At 60.6% G+C, this 19,332-nt stretch carries 15 protein-coding genes; 14 read left to right on the forward strand and 1 reads right to left on the reverse strand.

Translation table 11 applies throughout. From position 1 onward, the window contains the following. Window positions 1-202 precede the first annotated feature (202 nt). The 8 genes from ACKVY0_RS23295 (at window position 203) to ACKVY0_RS23330 (ending at window position 7,887) form a co-directional block, all read left to right on the forward strand. Window positions 203-820, forward strand: a complete 618-nt coding sequence (locus ACKVY0_RS23295) for a DUF2934 domain-containing protein (RefSeq protein WP_409217257.1) — start codon at window positions 203-205, stop codon at window positions 818-820. Next, the gene (locus ACKVY0_RS23300; RefSeq protein ID WP_409217258.1) at window positions 817-951 is read left to right on the forward strand and encodes a hypothetical protein; all 135 of its coding nucleotides are present in this window, start codon (window positions 817-819) and stop codon (window positions 949-951) included. The genes ACKVY0_RS23295 and ACKVY0_RS23300 overlap by 4 nt, the downstream gene beginning before the upstream one ends. A 105-nt stretch (window positions 952-1,056) precedes the next feature. Continuing rightward, window positions 1,057-1,389, forward strand: coding sequence for a hypothetical protein (locus ACKVY0_RS23305; RefSeq protein WP_409217259.1), 333 nt, complete (start codon window positions 1,057-1,059; stop codon window positions 1,387-1,389). Then, window positions 1,382-2,026, forward strand: a complete 645-nt coding sequence (locus ACKVY0_RS23310) for a hypothetical protein (protein ID WP_409217260.1) — start codon at window positions 1,382-1,384, stop codon at window positions 2,024-2,026. Before ACKVY0_RS23305 ends, ACKVY0_RS23310 begins: the two co-directional genes overlap by 8 nt. Window positions 2,027-2,090: 64 nt before the next feature. Then, a complete protein-coding gene (locus tag ACKVY0_RS23315; RefSeq protein WP_409217261.1) occupies window positions 2,091-3,335 on the forward strand; it encodes a right-handed parallel beta-helix repeat-containing protein in 1,245 nt (414 codons plus the stop codon). A 7-nt stretch (window positions 3,336-3,342) separates the two neighbouring features. Then, on the forward strand, window positions 3,343-4,284 hold the full coding sequence (locus tag ACKVY0_RS23320) for a hypothetical protein (RefSeq protein ID WP_409217262.1): 942 nt from the start codon (window positions 3,343-3,345) through the stop codon (window positions 4,282-4,284). A 5-nt stretch (window positions 4,285-4,289) separates the two neighbouring features. Continuing rightward, on the forward strand, window positions 4,290-6,347 hold the full coding sequence (locus ACKVY0_RS23325) for a WD40/YVTN/BNR-like repeat-containing protein (RefSeq protein ID WP_409217263.1): 2,058 nt from the start codon (window positions 4,290-4,292) through the stop codon (window positions 6,345-6,347). Further along, entirely contained in the window at window positions 6,340-7,887 is a 1,548-nt protein-coding gene (locus ACKVY0_RS23330; protein WP_409217264.1) for a right-handed parallel beta-helix repeat-containing protein, read from the forward strand. The genes ACKVY0_RS23325 and ACKVY0_RS23330 overlap by 8 nt, the downstream gene beginning before the upstream one ends. Before the next feature lie 3 nt (window positions 7,888-7,890). Here ACKVY0_RS23330 and ACKVY0_RS23335 read toward each other — a convergent pair whose 3' ends face one another. Next, window positions 7,891-8,766, reverse strand: a complete 876-nt coding sequence (locus ACKVY0_RS23335) for a LysR family transcriptional regulator (protein WP_409217265.1) — start codon at window positions 8,764-8,766, stop codon at window positions 7,891-7,893. A gap of 103 nt (window positions 8,767-8,869) precedes the next feature. Between ACKVY0_RS23335 and ACKVY0_RS23340 the strand changes: the two genes are divergently transcribed. The 6 genes from ACKVY0_RS23340 to ACKVY0_RS23365 all read left to right on the forward strand — a co-directional run bounded on the left by ACKVY0_RS23340 (window position 8,870) and on the right by ACKVY0_RS23365 (window position 19,322). Further along, window positions 8,870-10,432 (forward strand): NADH-quinone oxidoreductase subunit L, encoded by a 1,563-nt coding sequence (locus tag ACKVY0_RS23340; protein ID WP_409217266.1) that lies wholly within the window; start codon window positions 8,870-8,872, stop codon window positions 10,430-10,432. Window positions 10,433-10,461: 29 nt separating this feature from the next. Then, the gene (locus ACKVY0_RS23345; protein ID WP_409217267.1) at window positions 10,462-12,969 is read left to right on the forward strand and encodes a YbcC family protein; all 2,508 of its coding nucleotides are present in this window, start codon (window positions 10,462-10,464) and stop codon (window positions 12,967-12,969) included. Window positions 12,970-13,136: 167 nt separating this feature from the next. Next, window positions 13,137-15,416, forward strand: a complete 2,280-nt coding sequence (locus tag ACKVY0_RS23350; protein WP_409217268.1) for a bifunctional SulP family inorganic anion transporter/carbonic anhydrase — start codon at window positions 13,137-13,139, stop codon at window positions 15,414-15,416. Between the two features lie 168 nt (window positions 15,417-15,584). Beyond that, window positions 15,585-16,619 (forward strand): patatin-like phospholipase family protein, encoded by a 1,035-nt coding sequence (locus tag ACKVY0_RS23355; protein WP_409217269.1) that lies wholly within the window; start codon window positions 15,585-15,587, stop codon window positions 16,617-16,619. Further along, window positions 16,573-18,054, forward strand: coding sequence for a phenylacetate--CoA ligase family protein (locus ACKVY0_RS23360; RefSeq protein ID WP_409217270.1), 1,482 nt, complete (start codon window positions 16,573-16,575; stop codon window positions 18,052-18,054). Before ACKVY0_RS23355 ends, ACKVY0_RS23360 begins: the two co-directional genes overlap by 47 nt. Next, window positions 18,051-19,322: a thiolase family protein gene (locus tag ACKVY0_RS23365; RefSeq protein WP_409217271.1), complete on the forward strand. Its 1,272-nt coding sequence runs from the start codon at window positions 18,051-18,053 to the stop codon at window positions 19,320-19,322. The genes ACKVY0_RS23360 and ACKVY0_RS23365 overlap by 4 nt, the downstream gene beginning before the upstream one ends. The last annotated feature ends 10 nt before the right edge of the window (window positions 19,323-19,332 follow it).

The raw sequence follows: 19,332 nt of genomic DNA on the forward strand, positions 1-19,332 counted from the left end.
GCCAATCATAAGCAGAGCGTCACGCAGCAGCGATGCCACCATCGCCTCGTTTTCGGTCATCGCCATCCATGACGGCTACCAGGCGGAAATGCAGGTGAATAAAGCGTTCGCTTGGTTACACCAGTGCTTTCGCGCTGATCTTCGGATGTCCTTCAAAGCATGGACTTTTGAAAAGCTGGTGTCCGCTCTCGACATACGCGCCATGTCAGTCCGTATCGGTACAGAGGCGGACATGATCATCATCGCCACCTCCAGCGCCGAGCCTTTGCCAGGCCATATCAAATGCTGGCTGGACTCCATCACTTGGCAGCAGCGTGAGGACAGAGCCTTGGTCCTAGCTTTGGAGGAAGATGCCCACTCACCCTGCGCGCATACGAGCACTCTCTGCGAGGATCTGCAGCAGTGGGCCGTGCGGTGGCACGCCGAGCTCATCTGCTGCGCAGACATCCATCATCAACCAAGCCGCCAATCCATTCTCCGTCGCATCAACGAACGGTTTCATCACGTCCCCGCCTCTAGTCCCGGTCAGTCCGACATGAAGCCAGCCGCAACCATCCCCCTCACCATCCACCAAACCATGAACCAAAACCAAGCCACCATGACCCCGGCGCAGATTCAAGAAGTTCGCGGACTCGCCTATCAACTCTGGCTCCAGGCGGACCGCCCCGTTGGCAGGGAGATCGACTTCTGGCTGTCCGCAGAAAAGCAGATCATCCAGGCCGCTGCTGAGAAGGCTGCGCATGAAACCACTCTCAACGCAGCACCTGCCGCGAAGTCAGTCACCAAGAAACTCAAACCAAACGCCAAACACACGAAATGAAAACTCGCCTTTCCCTTCTTCTCCTCCTCACAGGCCTGCTCGCCTCATGCAGCAGCTATGAAATCAAGTCGGCGCAAACCGAGGAGCACCCCTGTTACAGCACCTGGCATTGGTATCCCCAAAACTCCTGATGCTGTCACAACCGCCGGCAGGAGCCTTCCGCCCAACCCCACCGAGAAAAAAACCTCGGCGGCTCCTGCCGGCAACCTTTTCCACCCTTTACCAACAACACGCTCATGATCATTCAACTCGACTGGTTCGGCTGCGACCCTCGCACCCAATGGGAAACCCAGATCCATCAGACGCTCGAACAGTTCGTCGCTCTCAAGCCCATTTCCCGCGCCGTGGTGCGCGTGGAGCAGCAGCGGGAGAAAACACCGCGATACCACCTCTCCATGATGCTCTGCATCCCCGGCCCGGACATACTGGCGCGCAGCGCTGGGCACACCTTTGACGAGGCACTGCTAAAACTCCACGCCAGCGTGCGCAAAATACTCGCCACACGTCTTCTAAAAGCGCGTCGGCTCACTGGCGCGGCGCGTGGCGTAAAACCCGCGCACCGTGGCTGACCTGCTTATCCTGTTTACCCATCCACCAACCATCATGACTTCCAACCATATTCTCGTGGGCCTCAATCTCACCACTGCAGTCACGTTGCTGTCTGCGGTGATGATTGCCGGCAATGAAACCGTCAGTTCAGCAAACGCGCAATCATCCGCCGCCACTCAGAGTGCGCAGCCTGTCGAGAGCAAGGCAGCGCGGGCACTCAGCCGCGCTGAATTCCTGCCGCTCGAAGCCATCGCCAGGCGTGTCCAATCCATGATGTCCGTGGCCACATTCACACCCACCCGGGTATGGCCGCACGGCGTACGCGATCAGCAGGCTCGGCTCGGCATCTTCCTGAGTAGTGAACGGCCCCTGTTCAATGATTCCACGCCTGCCATGGTGCAGGCCAAGCAGGCATGGGTGGTCTTTGGCCTCGTCGCCGCCGTGAAGTATTCGGAAGGCAGCCAGGTGGGACATGTCGCCTTTACAGACAGCAGAGGAGAGACAGGCGAACGCTGGTACTATGACATCAGCATGGCTGAGGCGCGGGAGATTCACGAGTTAATGGTGCGCGGCATCCTGCGGCCTGAAAATGCGTTCAAGCTCATTGAGGCCGCGTGGCAGAAAATCACACCGCACCATGAATACGCCGTGAATTGAAATGCTTGTCCCCACTTTTATTCCAGACCAACAAATCGTAAGACTCCTCCATTTCCAACCAGCAATGAGGTCCCTCCTACTCATCATCTGCCTCGCCTCGAACGCGCTTGCGTCCAACTACGAACCAACCTGGGCCAGCAGTGTGCCGAAGCGGGTGATCCAGCATACCAATCCAAGCGGGGCTTCACTTGTGAAAGCGGTGGAAGCATTAAAGCCCGGCGACAAGCTTGAAATAAGCTCCGGTACTTACAGCGTCGAGCGAATGTGGGACCTGTTGGTGAGCGGCACGGCGGACGCGCCCATTTGGATCGTGGTCGCCAAGGATGCGCAGGTCATCATCACCCGGCCCGACGATCAACAAAACGTTCTCAATGTCGGTCAAGGTGGTCCCGTGAAGTTCCTCTGCCTGCGCGGCATTGAGTTCACCGGCGGCAGTCATGGCGTGCGCCTCGGTCAGTGCTCGGATGTTTGGTTCGATCAGTGCCATATCCATCACACCGGTCAGGTCTGCCTGAGTGCGAACAGCGCTGACACGAGGCGCCTTTATTTGACCCGCAATCACATCCATCACGGCGCTGGCCATGGGGAGGGCATGTATCTCGGCGCGAACAACGGCGACCACATCATGAGCGAAAGCGTCATCGCGCTGAACCACATCCATGATTGCCGCGGCGATCAAGGCGACGGCATCGAGGTGAAGCAGGGATCTTGGGGCAATCTGATCGCCGAAAATCATGTGCACGACACGAACTACCCCTGCATCACCGTCTATGGCACAGCTGGCAAGCCGGTGAACATCATCGAGCGCAATCTCTGCTACCGCAGCGGCGACCACGTGATGCAGGTGCAGGGCGAGGCCATCGTGCGCAACAACGTGCTCATCAGCTCCGAGGGCTCCGGCTTTGCCAGCACCGATCATCAGGGCAAAACGACGCGCCTCCAGGTCGTGCACAACACCATCGTCAACACCGGTCACGCCTTCAGTGGCGGCTCGTGGAATGATCGCGAGGGCATGATCTTGGCGAACAACATCCTCTACTCGCGGGACAAAAACGCGCTGCACTTTGCCAACGGCAGCGCGGGCGTCGTCATCAAGGGCAATGTCATCCTCGGCAGTGGCGCGCATCATGGCTCCGCACGCGGTCGCGGGCTCGAAGATCTGCCCGGCGTGTCCTGGAATGGCGAACGCCATGACGCCAAGCCCGCGGCGGACGCGCCCTTGAATCAGGCCGATGCCAGCTTCCTGCTGCCGGCCGATTTTCATGGTCAACCACGCACCCAAAACACCAGCGGTGCCATCGCTCCCTAGTTTCATCATGAAAACAACAGCCCTACTTCTCCTTGCCTGCGCGGTGAGTGCGCTCGCCCAGCATCCGCAGCTTCCCACCGGCCCGAATACCGACCTCGGCGGCGCTTTGCTCATGCCGGCGAATGACGAATGGAATCGCGATGTCTCGAAAGACGAGGTCGATCCGCTCAGCGAGGCCATCATCGCGTCCATCGGCGCGGAGACGGGACTGCATGAGGATTTCGGCCTCGTGTGGCAGGGGCAGCCGGGCGGCATTCCATATTACGTTGTCAGTGGTGATCAGCCGAAGGTGCCGATCCACTTCAACGAAGGCAAAGACGAGAGCGATCCCGGCCCCTATCCTATCCCGGAGGATGCTTGGATCGAAGGCGGGCGCGAAAGCGATGGCGACCGCCACATCCTCGTGCTCGATAAGGACAACTGGAAGCTCTACGAGATCTACCGCGCCTTTCCACTCTTCGGTGGCAAAGCATGGACGGCCTACAGCGGCAGCGTGTTTGATCTGAAAGCGCCTAAGCCCCGCCCCGCTGGCTGGACGAGTGCTGATGCCGCTGGCTTGCCGATCCTGCCTGGACTTGCCCGCTACGATGAAATCTGCGGCACGAACAAGCTCACGCACGCTTTGCGCTTCACCGTCAAAAAGAGCCGCCGCGCCTATGTGTCGCCCGCCACGCATTTTGCGAGTCCGCACAAGGACGAGAACCTGCCGCCGATGGGTATGCGTGTGCGTTTGAAGGCCAGCTTTGATACCTCCAAGTTCACCGGTGCTGCCAAAGTGATCCTCGAAGGCCTCAAGACGCACGGCATGATCCTCGCCGACAACGGCGGCGACTGGTTCATCAGCGGAGCGCCCGATGATCGCTGGAACCACGAGGATCTCCTGCCCATCCGCAAGGTGAAGGGCAAAGACCTCGAAGTCATTAAGATGGGACCGATGACAACGCGATAAACCACATGAAACTCCTCCTCACCCTCCTCGCTTCTTCAGCTCTCGCCGCTGAAACGTGGCAGCCTTTTGGACCCGGCGGCGGCGGGTGGATCGAGGACGTCGTGGCGCATCCGATAAACGCCAAAGAAGTCTGGGCGATGACGGACCTCAGCGGCCTGTTTCGCTCACAAGACGCGGGTTTGACCTGGCGAAAGATGTCCGCCGATGTCGAGCGCGGTGTCATGTCGCGGAAGCAGATCGTTTCACACAATCGTCAGTTCGCCATCGACCCGAAAGAGCCGCTGCACATGTATTGGGGCACTTGCGGGATGATCTGGGCCAGTCATGACGGCGGTGTGAGTTGGCAGGAGTCGTATGGTAAAGCTCCGACCATCGGCGATGACAAAACACCAGGTCTCGGCCATGCCATTGCCGTCTCTAGCAATGGCAGCGTCTATGCGCTCGATCACGACAGCACCCTGCGTGTCTCCCGCGATCATGGAGCGACGTGGACCGAACTCGCGAAGCCACCCGTGGCGAAGAACAGCAGCGACACGCCCGCCTTCCCTCTCTTCCTCGCTGATGGCACCCTCTGCGTCTCATGCCGACCATCGCCGGGCCTCGCGATCTCCCAGGATGACGGCAAAACATGGCAGCTCCAGCTCGCCGACAGCATCGTCTTAACCGCACGCGCCACACCGACTGGTAGCGGCTTGTTTGCCTTTGATTCCACCGGCAAACTTCACCGCAGCAGTGATGGCGGAGCCACCTTCTCCATCGTCAAAGAGTCGCCCCACAAGTGGGAGCCCGGCCTGCGCTTTGCAGGCGGTCTCGCCGTCGCAAGTGGTGGTAAAGTCATGCTGTGGGCGCTCGGCGAACTCGTGGTGAGCAGTGACAACGGCGACACCTGGACGCGGCATCGCATTGAGAAAAACTGGGATCGTGGCAGCTATCCCGGCATGAATCGTTACGCCTCGCCCGAGGGCAAATGCAGCTCGATCGCCGTCACTGCGGACGGCAGCACTTGGCTGAAATGCGACAGCTCGCTCATGTGTCGCAGCACCGACTTCGGCGTCAGTTGGACGGGCAGCACCGTGGGGCTGCAAGTGCTCTGTTACTTCCAAGGCCCCGCCATCAGCCCGCATAACCCGCAGCAGGCTATGGTCGCCGCTTTGGACCAAGGCGTCTTCAAAACCAATGATGGAGGTGCCTCGTGGCAGCCCATGTGCATCCAGACGGAATGGTGGAATGACAAGTGGCAGAACCACGATGGCAGCGTCGTCAAAGCCCACCCGAAGAAGCCGCAAACGTGGTTTGCCATCATCCACGGTCACGGCGGCACGCGTCATCCGCGTCTGCATCGCACGGATGACGGTGGCGAGACATGGAAGCTCGTGCTCGACCTCAACGAGAAGTTCGGCGGCGAGTGGGGCAAGTGGCTCGACGACAGCGAAATGGGCGACCTCTGTTTTGATCCGACGAATTCCGACATCATGCACCTCGCGAACTACCAGCTCGGTGTTTTCAAAAGCGAAGACGGCGGCGCGACATGGAAGCACACGCTGAAAACGAAGAACGGCCTCAGCCTTGTCACCAGCCCCAGCGGCCAGCACATCTATCTGCAATGCCTCAAGCGCAGTGGTCTCTATGCAAGTCATGATCGCGGCGAGACCTGGGAGGTCGCCCATGCCGCCGATGGCGTGGATGGTCTCGCGCATCATCCAAAGGACGAAACCACCCTCTTCATCAGCGATGGTCAGCACGAGAACTACTGGAGCTACAAAGGCTCGCGCCCCGCCAAGCTGCTCAAAAGCACCGACGCCGGCAAAACCTGGACCCAACTCGCCGCGCTCGACAGCGGCCCGCTCTACATCGACCCCGTGAAGCCGGACATCATGCTCATTAGCACCCTGCACGGCGGCAAAGGCATCCTCCGCAGCACCGACGGTGGCCAGACGTGGCACGATTTCCATCACGACGCCCCCAGCTATACCGCCCGTGGCTTCACCTACGGCGGCAAGCCCGGCAGCGTCATCTATCACATGTTTGGCAACATGGCCAGCACCACGAAACTCCATGACTAAACTGCTACCTTTCTTTCTCCTGACCACCTTGCATGCGGCGGACTCCACCATGTCCGGGGAGGTCACCACGCCGTTTCCCACGATCACGAATCTCGCCGTCGAATGGCAGATCGAGGGCGATGACGATCTTGATGCGACTTGCGAGATGAAGTTTCGCCAAGTCGGTGGCACCGAATGGCGTGATGGAATGCCCTTGCGGCGTGTGCCTGCTGGATCGAGTCAGAAGACCAATCCGATCATCACTTGGACGAATCGTTTGAGCGGCAGTGTCTTTGATTTGGAAGCCGGAACGGACTACGAGATCGCATTGAAGCTCCATGACCCCGATGGCGGTGATGCGACGAAAATCGTGATGGCATCGACACGGCTCGAAGCCATCGCCAAAGTCGATGCAGCCATCAAAAACGGCACTAAGGCCGATTTGAACGCCGTGAAGCCCGGTGAGGTGCTTTTGCTGGCTGATGGCGATTACGGCGCGGCGACGTTCAATCGCGATGGCGAGCCGGGGAAACCGATTGTGTATCGCAGCACGAGCGGGAAGGCCGTTTTCAGCGAGATCAGCCTCACGAATCGGAAGTGGGTGTATCTCGAAGGTGTCACGGTGAACGGCCCAGTGCGCTTGAACGGCACCGAGCACTGCGTCGTGCGGCGCTGCACAATTCGCTCGCAGTTTGGCATCAAAGCCTACAAGCCGGGCATGATGAACGCCTGCATCGAGGACAACACCATCACCGGCATCCGCGATTGGAAGCCGGAGATCATGGGCGCGGGCGGCGACAACGAGGGCGAGGGCATCCAGTTCACCGGCAGCGGCAGCGTCATCCGCCACAACCGCGTCACCGGCTTCCGCGACTGCATCAGTCACATGGAGGACGACGGCGCCGCGCAGCAGACGTGCAACGACATCCTTAACAACGACCTCAGCGCCGGTCTCGACGACGGCATCGAAGCCGACTTTGCGCTGCACAACTGCCGCATCATGCGCAACCGCCTCACCAACTGCTTTGTCGGCATCTCCTCGCAGCCCGGCCTCGGCGGTCCGAACTATTTTATGCGCAATGTGATGTTCAACATCATCCACGAGTCCTTCAAAATTAGCCGCTTCAGCCAAGGCGATGTCATCATGCACAACACCGTGATCAAAACCGGCGATGGCCTCGGCATCCACACCAGCGAGCCGTTTGATCATGCCGTAATCACCCACAATCTCTTCATCGGCGGCAAACCACCCGCCGCGACCTACGGCGGCTACTCCACCGGCCGCGGCCGCGCCGTCGATGTGCAGCACTTCGGCGATCACTGCGTCATCGACCACAACGCCTATGCCGTCATCGGCATGCCCTTCGAAGGCAAAATCCGCACCTGGACCTTCACGAAGCTGCCAGGCACCGACTACGAGCAGCATGGACGCGTCATTGAGGCCTCCGCGCCCTACCCAGAAGCCCCTGCGAAGCTCCACGACGCCCCCGATCTTTCCACACTGACGGAAGCAGGAGCCTACGCAAGCGAAAGAGTGCCAGTGTATGGGCCTCGGAAGTAGGCCTCACTTTCGCTTCATCAGCTCCCGCAATATCGCATTTGGGAATCTTCGGCTCGGCGTAATCGCATAAAAGCTTTCTTTGATCTGCGGGAACTTGTACCGCTCGACAAGTGCGCGGCTTTCCAGCTCGTCTTTGACCACAACGGGCGGCACGAGGGTCACGCCATTTGTTTCGCGGGCCATGAGTCGCAGCATGGCCATGTCATCGACTTCGGCGGCGATGATGGGACGGATGCCGGTTTGATCCATCAACACGTCAAAGGCGGCGCGAATGCTGCTTTCGAGGCTCGGTAGCACGATGGGTGTAGTGCGCAGGTCCTCGGGGAAGCGGAAAGGCTTCATGCCGCGTGTTTTGTGCCCGACGAGACTCACAGGCTGTTCATCGAGTAGATGGCTATGCCAGCCCGTTTCGGCATCGCGGCGCACGGGCGTGTTCGAGAGCACCACATCGAGCGTGTGGGTCTGGAGTTGTGCTAATAGCTCTCGCAGCGTGCCGGAGTGAATGATGAGCTCGACGTCATCGCGAGTGAGCAACGGGCGTAGGAAGCCAAGCTGGAAGTTGCGCGAGAGATTGGATGCCGCGCCGACGCGCAGGAAGCCGCGACTGCGCTTGGCGCGGTTTTGCATCAGGTCAGCGAGTTCCTCGCCACTGCGGAAGATGGAGTCCGCATACTCCAGCGCGATGCGGCCCGCCTCGGTCAAAACAAGCGCCTTGTGCTTCCGCTCAAACAAGGGCTGGCCCAAATTTTCCTCCAAACTGCGGAGCTGCACGCTCAGCGCCGACTGTGAGAGTTTCAGATGCTGCGCCGCCTTGGTCAGGCTGCCATCGTTGGCGATGGCGCGGAAGTAGCGGAGGTGATGGTAGTTCAAAAAGGCCATGAACTCACATTTAGCAAAACGAACGATAAATGCCAAATCTTGAATTGGAGAGAAGGGAAACTTTTGGCGATAGCCTGCCGCGTCACCACATCCACACACTCCTATGACTCCGCTTATCCACATTGCTCCTCAACTACTCTCCGCCCCCGAATGGATCACTCCGATGCTCTTCCTCATCACGGTCGGAGCCTGCATGTTGCTGCAAGAGGGAAAACTGGCAGCGGAAGGCGCGGCCTGGGCTGCGCGGTTGTTCTTTGCAGCCGCCGTCTTCCTCGCAGGCGCGGTGGTGCTGGCCGGGCCGATGCGGATCGAGCTTGCGGCCTGGGGGCCGGCAAAGCTAGCGCTGTTGATCGACCCACTCTCGGCGCTGATGCTCACGCTGGTCAGTTTCCTCGGCCTCATCGTCACTCGTTACTCCATCAATTACCTCGAGGGTGATCCTGGACAGGCGCGGTTTTCCCGCTGGCTCGTCATCACACTGAGCAGCGTGCTGGTGCTCGTGGCATCGAGCAATCTGCTCATGTTCACGGCCGCATGGATCGCCACGAGCCTGAGCTTGCACCAACTGCTCACCTTCTACCGTGAAAGGCCTGCGGCGGTGATCGCTGCGCGGAAAAAATTCATCATCAGCCGTCTGGCGGATGCGTGCATGATCACGGCGCTGGTGCTGGTGTGGCACGGGCACGGCACCTGGGAGTTTCATGAACTCTTCGCGAATCCTGTCGGACCGCACATGGGACTCGTGGCCGGATTGTTCGTCGCTGCGGCGATGCTGAAGTCCGCGCAGTTTCCCTTCCACTCTTGGTTGCCTGACACGCTGGAAACGCCCACGCCGGTCTCCGCGCTCATGCATGCGGGCATCATCAATGCGGGTGGCTTTCTCATCGTGCGTATGAGTCCGCTCATCACTCAGTCGCCAGTGGCGCTGAACACCCTTGCGCTGCTCGGTGCCTTCACGGCGCTCTTCGCTTCGGTCATCATGATGACGCAGACGAGCATCAAAAAATCGCTCGCCTGGTCCACGGTGGCGCAGATGGGCTTCATGATGCTGCAATGCGGCCTCGGTGCCTTTGCACTGGCGATGATGCACATCGTCGCGCACTCGCTTTACAAGGCGCATGCCTTCCTCAGCAGCGGCAGCGTCGTGAACCTCACAAAATCGGCCTGGACGCCGGTAGGGCGGCCTGCGGCGCATCCGCTGGTGGTGCTGGGCTCGCTGGCGGTGTCCATCGCGGTTGGCTTTGGCATGGCAACAGCTCTCGGGGTGACGTTGCAGAGTGATCCCGGGCATACGCTGCTCATCGTGGTCTTCATCATGGCAATGGCGCACCTGCTGTGGACGCTGTGGAGCAGCAGCATTCGCCAAAGGCTCATTCTGCGCGGGCTCGGCATCGCGGCGGCGGCCACGGCGGCGTGCTTCGCGCTGCATGCGGGCTTTGAGCATCTGCTCGCGGCCAGTGTGCCGGCCTACGCACCGCTGCGCAGCGGAGTGGAGCATGCGGTGATATTTCTCGTCGCGCTGCTCTTCCTCGCGGTGCTCGTCTTCCAGTCTCAACTGCCCGCCTGGGCCTCACGCCCGGCCTTCGCACGCTTCTATGTGCATGCCAGCAACGGCTTCTATCTCGGCACGCTCTTTAGCCGCCTCACGCAAAAACTCACTGCCTGATCAATCTTCCTGCCAACTCCATCAACGCCATGACCACTACCCTCGAAGCCCCCACTGAACTCATCATCGTCCAACCCGTCGTCAAGACCGCCGTCGCCACGACAGAGAATCTAAACTGGCTTAAGCTGGCCCGCCACGCCTGCCTGCGCATCCCTCCGCTGTGGCCGCTGCAGAGTTTCGTGGCGGTGAATCCCTTCGTCGGTCTTGTTAGCAAGCCTTTCGCAGAAGTCTGCGACCTCATGCAGCGCGTCACGAGCGACAGCATGCTCATGAGTGTGGAATACTTCCGCCAGCAGTTCGCCAGAGGTCGCATCACCTCCCAAGACCTCGCTGAAGCGGTAACGCGCTCAAACTCTGACCTCACGACCTCGCAGTTGCTTATTTGGCTGAAGAAACCCGAGCCTTATCCTGCCAGCGGCATGCAAAGCCTCGCCGATGTCGCCACAGCGAAGTTTCAGCGGAACTGGAGCGGCCTCGTCACTGAAGAGATCTCCAAATGGTGCGCCGCTTACTTCGACGAAGGCCAGGCCGCCTGGCGCATGCCGTGGAAGAAGCTGCCGCTCTTCGCTGCATGGAAGCAGGCCTCAGCCATCGACGCCACACCGGAGATGCTCGGCTTCAAAGGCTTCCGCAAGCTGATCGCCGAGCTGCCGGAGAGCGCCACTGAAGCCATCCCCGCGCTGCTCGACATGCTCGGCATCACCCCCGCCAGCGCCGAGGACTATCTCCACCGCCTGCTCATGACGCTGCCCGGCTGGAGCAGCTATGTACAGCATCATGTGCGGGAAAAAGCCACGCACGGCAGGCACGACGAATCGCTGATCGACCTCCTCGCCGTGCGGCTCGTGTTTGAAGTCGCCCTGCTGAACCAGTTCGCGTCCGTCGGCATCCGCGCACACTGGACCGACAGCCTCACCGGCAAAACATCCGGTCTCAGCCTCACCACGCAAAAGCAGCTCCTCTGGCACAGCGCCCTTGAAATCGGCTTTCAGCGTGAGCTTTGCGCCAAAATCACCTATGCCGCGCAAAACAGCTCGGACAGCAAACAGGCACGACCCGCTGTGCAGGCCGTGTTTTGCATCGACGTGCGCTCCGAGGTCATCCGCCGCTCCTTGGAGAGCGTTTCGGCCGGGGTTGAGACCCTCGGCTTCGCGGGCTTCTTTGGCATGCCGATCGAATATGTGCCCTTCGGCCAGAGGCACGGCACCTCGCAGCTTCCCGTGTTCTTTTCGCCAAAATATCGCGTGCGCGAGCACCTGCCGCACGCCACGCCGGAGCAGGACAAGCACGCACGGCGGCAGCTCCAGCTCGGACGCCGCGTGTCGCACTCATGGAATGCCTTCAAGACCTCCGCCGTGAGCTGCTTCAGCTTCGTCGAGGCTGCGGGTGTCGGCTACGCATGGAATCTCGTCAAAGACAGCTTTCAACTCGGCGGCAAGAAGGACGCACACACCTGCCACTCCTGCGCCGCGCCGAATCTGCATCAGCACAAGCGCCTCGCGCACGATCCGATCGACATGCAGCCAGAAGCTGGCATTCCGCACGAGGATCAGGTGCAACTTGGACTCGGTGCGCTGAAAAACATGGGCCTCACCTCGAACTTCGCCCGCCTCGTCATGCTCTGCGGCCACGGCAGCAACACCACGAACAATCCGTATGCCGCCGGACTCGATTGTGGTGCCTGTGGAGGTCACGCTGGCGATTCCAATGCCCGCGTCGCCGCCGCCATCCTCAATCAAGCCGCCGTCCGCGCTCAACTGGAGCAACACGGCATCTTCATCCCGCACGACACCCGCTTCATCGCCGCGCTGCATGACACCACCACGGACGAGATCAGCCTCTTTGACACCGACTCCGTGCCGCCCTCACACGAGACCGACCTGCTCCAGCTACAACTCTGGCTGGATCAAGCCGCGCAGCACAACCGCCTGCAACGCGCCACCCATCTCGGCATCAGCAATCACGAGACAGCCGAGATCGAAAAGCTCATCCACCAGCGCAGCCGCGACTGGGCCCAGGTGCGGCCTGAGTGGGGCCTCGCCGGCAATGCCGCATTCATCGTCGCGCCCCGCGAGCGCACCCAGAGCCTGAATCTGCAAGGCCGCGCTTTTTTACATAACTACAACCACCGTGCCGACACCACCAAGAGCACGCTCGAACTCATCATGACCGCGCCCATGATCGTGACGAACTGGATCAACCTGCAATACTACGCCAGCACCGTGAACAACCGCCTCTGGGGCAGCGGCAACAAAGTCACGCACAACGTCGTCGGCACCTTTGGCATCCAGCAGGGCAACGGCGGCGATCTCCAGTCCGGCCTGCCGCTGCAAAGCGTGCATGACGGCGAAAACTGGATGCACGAGCCACTGCGCCTCAGCGTCTTCATCGAAGCCCCACGCTCCGACATCGACGCCGTCATCGCCAATCACGAAAGCGTGCGTCAGCTCGTCGAAAACGGCTGGCTGCACCTCCACGCCATCGAAGACGAAGGTCACACCATCCTGCGGCGTGCGGAAAACGGGATATGGGTGTGAGTACGCTCGGCCGATGAAGTTCCAGCGGATGCGGCCTACAGACAGTGGCGTCAGCCGCCACAGGGCAAAATACGAGGTGGCATCATGCTTCGGAATTCTCTAATTGATGCTTTGAGTTTGTGGACTCGCCAAAGCATGAATCAGGAGCAAAAGTAGCCCTGCCTACCATGCCACACAACCAAGCCCCACTCTCCGTCACCCTGCCCAAAGACCTGACCGCCAGCCTCGTCGTCTTTCTCGTCGCCCTGCCGCTCTGTCTCGGGGTGGCGCTGGCCTCGAATGCGCCGCTGTTCTCGGGCGTGCTGGCGGGAATCATCGGCGGCATTGTCGTCGGTTGGCTCAGCGGCTCGCACAAAAGCGTCAGCGGGCCTGCGGCCGGCCTCACGGCCATCGTCGCGGCGCAGATCGGCCAGTTGGGGGCTTTTGAGACGTTTCTGCTCGCGGTGGTGCTCGCGGGGGTGATTCAAATCATCATGGGCGTGATGCGCATGGGTTTCATCGCCGCGTTCTTTCCCGGTAATGTGATCAAAGGCCTGCTCGCGGCCATCGGCGTGATTTTGATCTTGAAGCAGATCCCGCACGTCTTCGGCCATGATGTTGATGCGGAAGGCGAAATGAGCTTTTTCCAGCCTGACCACCGCAACACATTCACTGAGCTGCTGGACACTGTTTTCGACATCCAGCCCGGCGCGGCGCTGGTGGGCATCCTCAGCATCCTGCTGCTGGTGTTGTGGAATCGGATCAAGGTGCTAAAAAACAGTCCCCTGCCTGCCGCGCTCGTCGTCGTCATCATGGACGTCATCATCAATCTCATCCTGCGTCAAAACGGCAGCGCGTGGTCCATTGCCGCCTCCCATCTCGTGCAGGTGCCGGTGGCGCAGAATCTCGGCGCGTTCCTCGGCTTTTTGCAGTTCCCGGACTTCGCGCAGCTCACGAATCCGGCGGTGTATGCTGCGGCCTTGACCATCGCCATCGTTGCCACCTTGGAAACGCTGCTAAATCTCGAAGCCATCGACAAACTCGACCCTGATCAGCGCCTCGCGCCGCCGAACCGCGAACTCATCGCCCAGGGCATCGGCAACGTAACCTCCGGCCTCATCGGTGGCCTGCCGATGACCAGCGTCATCATTCGTTCGTCGGTCAACATCAACGCTGGCGGCAAAACCAAGCTCAGCGCCATCATGCACGGCGTTTTGCTGCTGCTCTGCGTGCTGCTCATGCCCGCATGGCTCAATGAAATCCCGCTCGCGGCACTCGCGGCCATTTTGATCATGACCGGCCTCAAGCTCGCCAGCCCCAAGCTACTCCGCCAGATGTGGCGTGAGGGGAAGACGCAGTTCCTGCCCTTCGCCATCACCGTCATCGCCATCATCTTCACCGATTTGCTCATCGGCATCCTCATCGGCCTCGCCACCGCCATCGGCTTCATCCTGCACAGCAATCTGCGCCGCCCGCTGCACAAGGTCATGGAAAAACACGTCAGCGGCGACGTGCTGCGCATCGAGCTAGCGAATCAAGTCAGCTTCCTCAACCGCGCCTCGCTCGAAAAAACCCTGCATGAAATCCCGCGTGGCGGCCACGTCCTGCTCGATGCGCGCCACACCGACTACATCGACCCCGACGTGCTCGATCTCATCGAAGACTTCCGCAAGACCACCGCCGCCGCACACGGTGTGCAGCTCAGCCTGGCCGGCTTCAAGGATAAATACGCGAAGCTCGAAGATCACATCCAGTACATCGACTTCACCAGCCGCGACGTGCAAAGCGCACTCACACCAGCCGCCGTGCTGGGAATCCTGCGTGCCGGGAATCAGCGCTTCCTCAGCGGCGAGCGCCTTGAGCGCGACTACAGCCGCCAGGTGTCCGCCACCGCCACGGGGCAGTTCCCGATGGCCGCCGTGCTCGGCTGCATCGACTCACGCGCCCCGGCGGAGGTCGTCTTTGATCTTGGCCTCGGCGACATCTTCAGTGCTCGCGTGGCGGGAAACATCGCCACAGCCGAGCTGCTCGGCAGTTTGGAATACGCCTGTGCTGTGGTGGGAGCCAAGCTCATCGTCGTGCTCGGCCACACCAGTTGTGGTGCCGTGAACGCTGCCATCGATCTCCTCGTCGCTGCGAAAAAAGCCAGTGAAGCAACCCCTTGCGGCAATCTCGACGGCCTCGTCACCGAAATCCAGCAAGCCATCAATCCCGCCACGCTCAAGAAGCCCGACCAGTGGGCCGCTGGCGAAAAAGCCGGCTACGCGAACGAAATCTCCCGCATGAACGTGGTTCGCACCATTCGCGTGATCCGCCAGCGCAGCGCCACGCTGAACAGGCTCGTCGAAGAAGGCAAGATCGCCATCGTTGGTGGTCTGTATGATGTGGGAACCGGACAGGTGGATTTCTTCCAGACGCCGGAATCCAGTCTGGCGAAGTTGGAGCTGCCGATGACAGCCGTGGCATGAGGCGCACCCTGCCTCGTCCCATCATTACAGCAGCATCTGCCGGACACGGTAAACTCGGCCCGCCACGCCGCAGCCTTCATTCATCGGAGGAATTGTAAGCAAATTCTTACATATTTTTGAAAACATTTGGTCGATGGGAGTCTAAAGTAGCAACAACCACCGCCGGCCATGAACGCCAACCTCCATCTTCCTTCACGGGGGTGGAGCCGTGCCGAAGCAAGCACGAAGCACGGTTCAGGGGGAGAAAAAACGCCGCGCATCGGCTTGGTGCTTTCCAGCGGCGGTGCACGTGGTCTGGCGCATGCGGGTGTTATCCAGGTGCTTGAAGAAGAGGGCATTCCCATCGCCGCCATCGCTGGCTGCAGCATGGGGGCTTACGTCGGGGCGCTGTGGGCCGCTGGACTCAATGGCTTGCAACTCGAAGCCCGGGCACGCGAGATCAAAGACCGCAAAGCGCTCAAAGCACTGCTCGATTACGTCATTCCACCGTCAGAAGGCCTCATTCGCGGCGAAAAAATCCGCCGGCACTTCGAGCGCGATCTCGGCACCAAGACCTTCGCCGAACTCGAGAAGCCGCTGCTCGTCATCGCCACCGATCTCGACCGCCTCACGCCGCACGTCTTTGATTCCGGCCCTGTTTCGCCTGCGGTGCATGCCAGTGGTGCCATTCCGGCCATCTGCGCTCCGGTGCATCTCAATGGCCGGCGCTACACCGACGGCGGCGTCTCGGAGCCGCTGCCAGTCACCTTGCTCAAGCATCGACTGCATCTCGACCATATCATCGCCGTGAACGTCATGCCGATGCCCGCCGACTTTGAATCAACTCTCGACAGCACCTTCGTGACGGGCGGCAAAGCGACGAACAACGTCTTCGTCCGCATCTTCCGCTTGATCTGGCACAAGCTGAACCTCCTCGCCTATGGCAACGTGCTTGACACCTTCCGCCGCGCTTTGATGGCCGCTCAGCTTCGCCTCATCGCCAAAGAAGAAGCCGCCGCCGATGTCGTGATCCATCCGCGCTTCACCACCTCGACGTGGCATGACTTTGAAAATTTCGGGCACTACCTGCAGGCCGGTCGCGATGCCGCCACCGCCGCACTGCCGGCCATCCGTGCCCTGCTTCGTCCCGCAACACTCAACCAGGAGACAATCAGCCATGAAATTGCTCCAGCACACACCCGATTGGAATGCCTCGCCGCCTGAGGTCTGGAAACACTGGCAGCTCGCGCGTCTGCGTGACTACCTGAACCGCCGCGTCGTGCCCTTCAGCGCGCACTACGGTGGCCTATTCAAAGCGCACGGCATCCATCCGCTCGACATCAAATCGCTCGATGATTGGGGCCGCGTTCCGTTCACCTCGAAGCAGGATCTCGGCAAGCCGCGTGACTTCGTGCTCATGCCCAATGAAGCCGTGCTGCGTCGCGAACCGGGCATGATCTTCGATGCGCTGCTGCATGGTCGAAAAGCCGCCAAAGAACACGCCGAGGCCGAATTCCGCCCCATCCTGCTCACCAGCACCACCGGCCGCAGCGCTGATCCCGTGCCCTTCCTCTACACGAAGCACGATCTGCACAACCTCGACCTCAGTGGCACCCGTTTGATGCTCGCCGGTCGTTCGCAGCGCGAGTTTCGCCATATGAATCTCTTCCCGTATGCGCCGCACCTCGCCTTCTGGCTGGCGCATCATGCGGGACTCGGCTTCGGCACCTTCATGCTCAGCACCGGCGGCGGCAAAACGCTCGGCACCGATGGCAACATCAAGCTCATCGACAAAATCCAGCCCGACATCCTCATCGGCATGCCCACCTTTATTTATCATGTGCTGCGTGAGGCCCATGAAACCGGCAAGCACTGGACCAATCTGAAACGCATCGTCCTCGGTGGCGAAAAAGTCGCTGATGGTCTCCGCGCCCGCCTGCGCGATCTCGCCACGGCACTCGGCAGTCCTGATGTCCACGTCATGGCCACTTATGGCTTCACCGAAGCCAAAATGGCCTTCCCCGAATGCGTCGGCGATTCTCACGAAGCCAGCGGCTACCACCTCAGCCCCGATCTCGGTCTCGTCGAACTCATCGACCCGAAAACCGGTGAACTCGTTCCCGATGGTCAGTCTGGTGAGATCGTCTTCACACCGCTCAATGCGCGCGGCACCGTCGTTCTGCGCTATCGCACCGGCGACATCGCCGAAGGCGGCCTCACCTGGGAAAAATGCCCCAACTGTGGCCGCACGTGCCCGCGCCTGCTCGGTCCCATCTCCCGCGTCAGTGAAGTGCGCGAGCTGCACATCGACAAGCTCAAAGGCACGCTGGTGAACTTCAATCTGCTCGAACACCTCCTCGACGATCAACGCGGCATCGCCGCCTGGCAGATCGAGCTGCGCAAACGCAATGACGACGCGCTCGACACTGACGAAGTCCATCTCCATCTCACCGCCGAACCCGGCGTGCGTGAGGCCGACCTCGAACTCGCCGTCTCCCGCCGCTTCCACGAAGCCACAGAGATCACACCGAACGCTCTCCACTTCCACTCGCTCGCTGAAATGCGCGAGCAACTCGGCGTCGGTCGTCTTCTCAAAGAGGAGAAGCTCGTCGATCACCGCCCTAAATCCAATGTCCTGCAACCCGCCCTCAGCTCATGAAAACTCCCTCACTCGTCATCGTCGCCGCCGTCCGCACGCCGTTCTCGCGTGCTGGCAGCGATCTTGCACATCTTGACGCCGTCGAACTCGGCCGCCATGCCGTTGCGTCACTGCTCACGCGCACCGGCATCGATCCCATGCTCGTCGATGAAACCATCATCGGCTGCGTCGGTCAGCCGCCGGAAGCCATGAACATCGCGCGAGTCATCGCCTTGCGTGCCGGTTTGCCCGAATCCAAGCCTGCCATGACGGTGCATCGCAACTGCGCTTCCAGTTTGGAGGCGCTCACGCTCGCACACGCCAAAATGTGCGCTGGTCAGGGCGAAGTCTTCGTCGTAGGCGGCACCGAGAGCATGAGCAACATGCCGTTCTACTTCTCACGCCCCGCAGTCGCCAAATTCACCGCCATGAGCCGCGCCCGCGACTTCACCGGCCGCGCCAGAGCAGCGCTGAATTTCCGTCCGGCTGACTTCGCGCCTGTGATCGGCATCAAGCTTGGTCTCACGGATCCCGTTTCCAATTTGAACATGGGTCAGACTGCTGAACTGCTCGCGCGCGAATTCGGCATCACGCGTGACATGCAGGACGCCTTTGCCATGCGCAGCCATCTCTGCGCCACACAGGCGAATCACCTGCTCAACCAAGAAATCGCCCCCATCCTTGGCAAAAACGTCGTTACGACCGACAACGGCATTCGCGCCGACTCCAACCTCGAAAAACTGGCGAAGCTCAAACCGCTGTTCGACACGCTCACCGGAAGCGTCACTGCGGGCAACTCATCGCAGATCACCGATGGAGCCGTCGCATTGCTCGTCGCCACCGAAGAAGCCGCTGCGGCACACAATTGGAAACCTCTTGGCCGTCTCGTCAGCTACGCCGCCACTGGTTGCGATCCATCGCGAATGGGCCTTGGTCCTGTTCGTGCCATGGATGCGGCGTTGCATCGCAGCGGTTGGAATCTGGGTGACGCCGATGTCATCGAGGTCAACGAAGCCTTCGCCGCGCAGGTGCTTGCCGTCATGAAATGCCTCGCCGATCCCGCCAGCGCCCGCCGTGCCGGTTTGGAAGGTCCGCTCGGCGAAATCGATCCAGCGAAGATCAACGTCTGCGGTGGTGCCATCGCGCTCGGTCACCCGGTCGGTGCCAGTGGCGCACGGCTCGTGCAAACCGCGCTCAACCAACTCCATGCGACCGACACCAAACGTGCCGTCGTCAGCCTCTGTGTCGGCGGTGGTCAGGGCATGGCCGCTTGCCTCGAAGCACTATGAATTTCAAGCT

It is taken from the genome of Prosthecobacter sp. (assembly GCF_046154365.1).
In the GTDB taxonomy this organism is placed as follows: Bacteria; Verrucomicrobiota; Verrucomicrobiia; order Verrucomicrobiales; family Verrucomicrobiaceae; genus Prosthecobacter.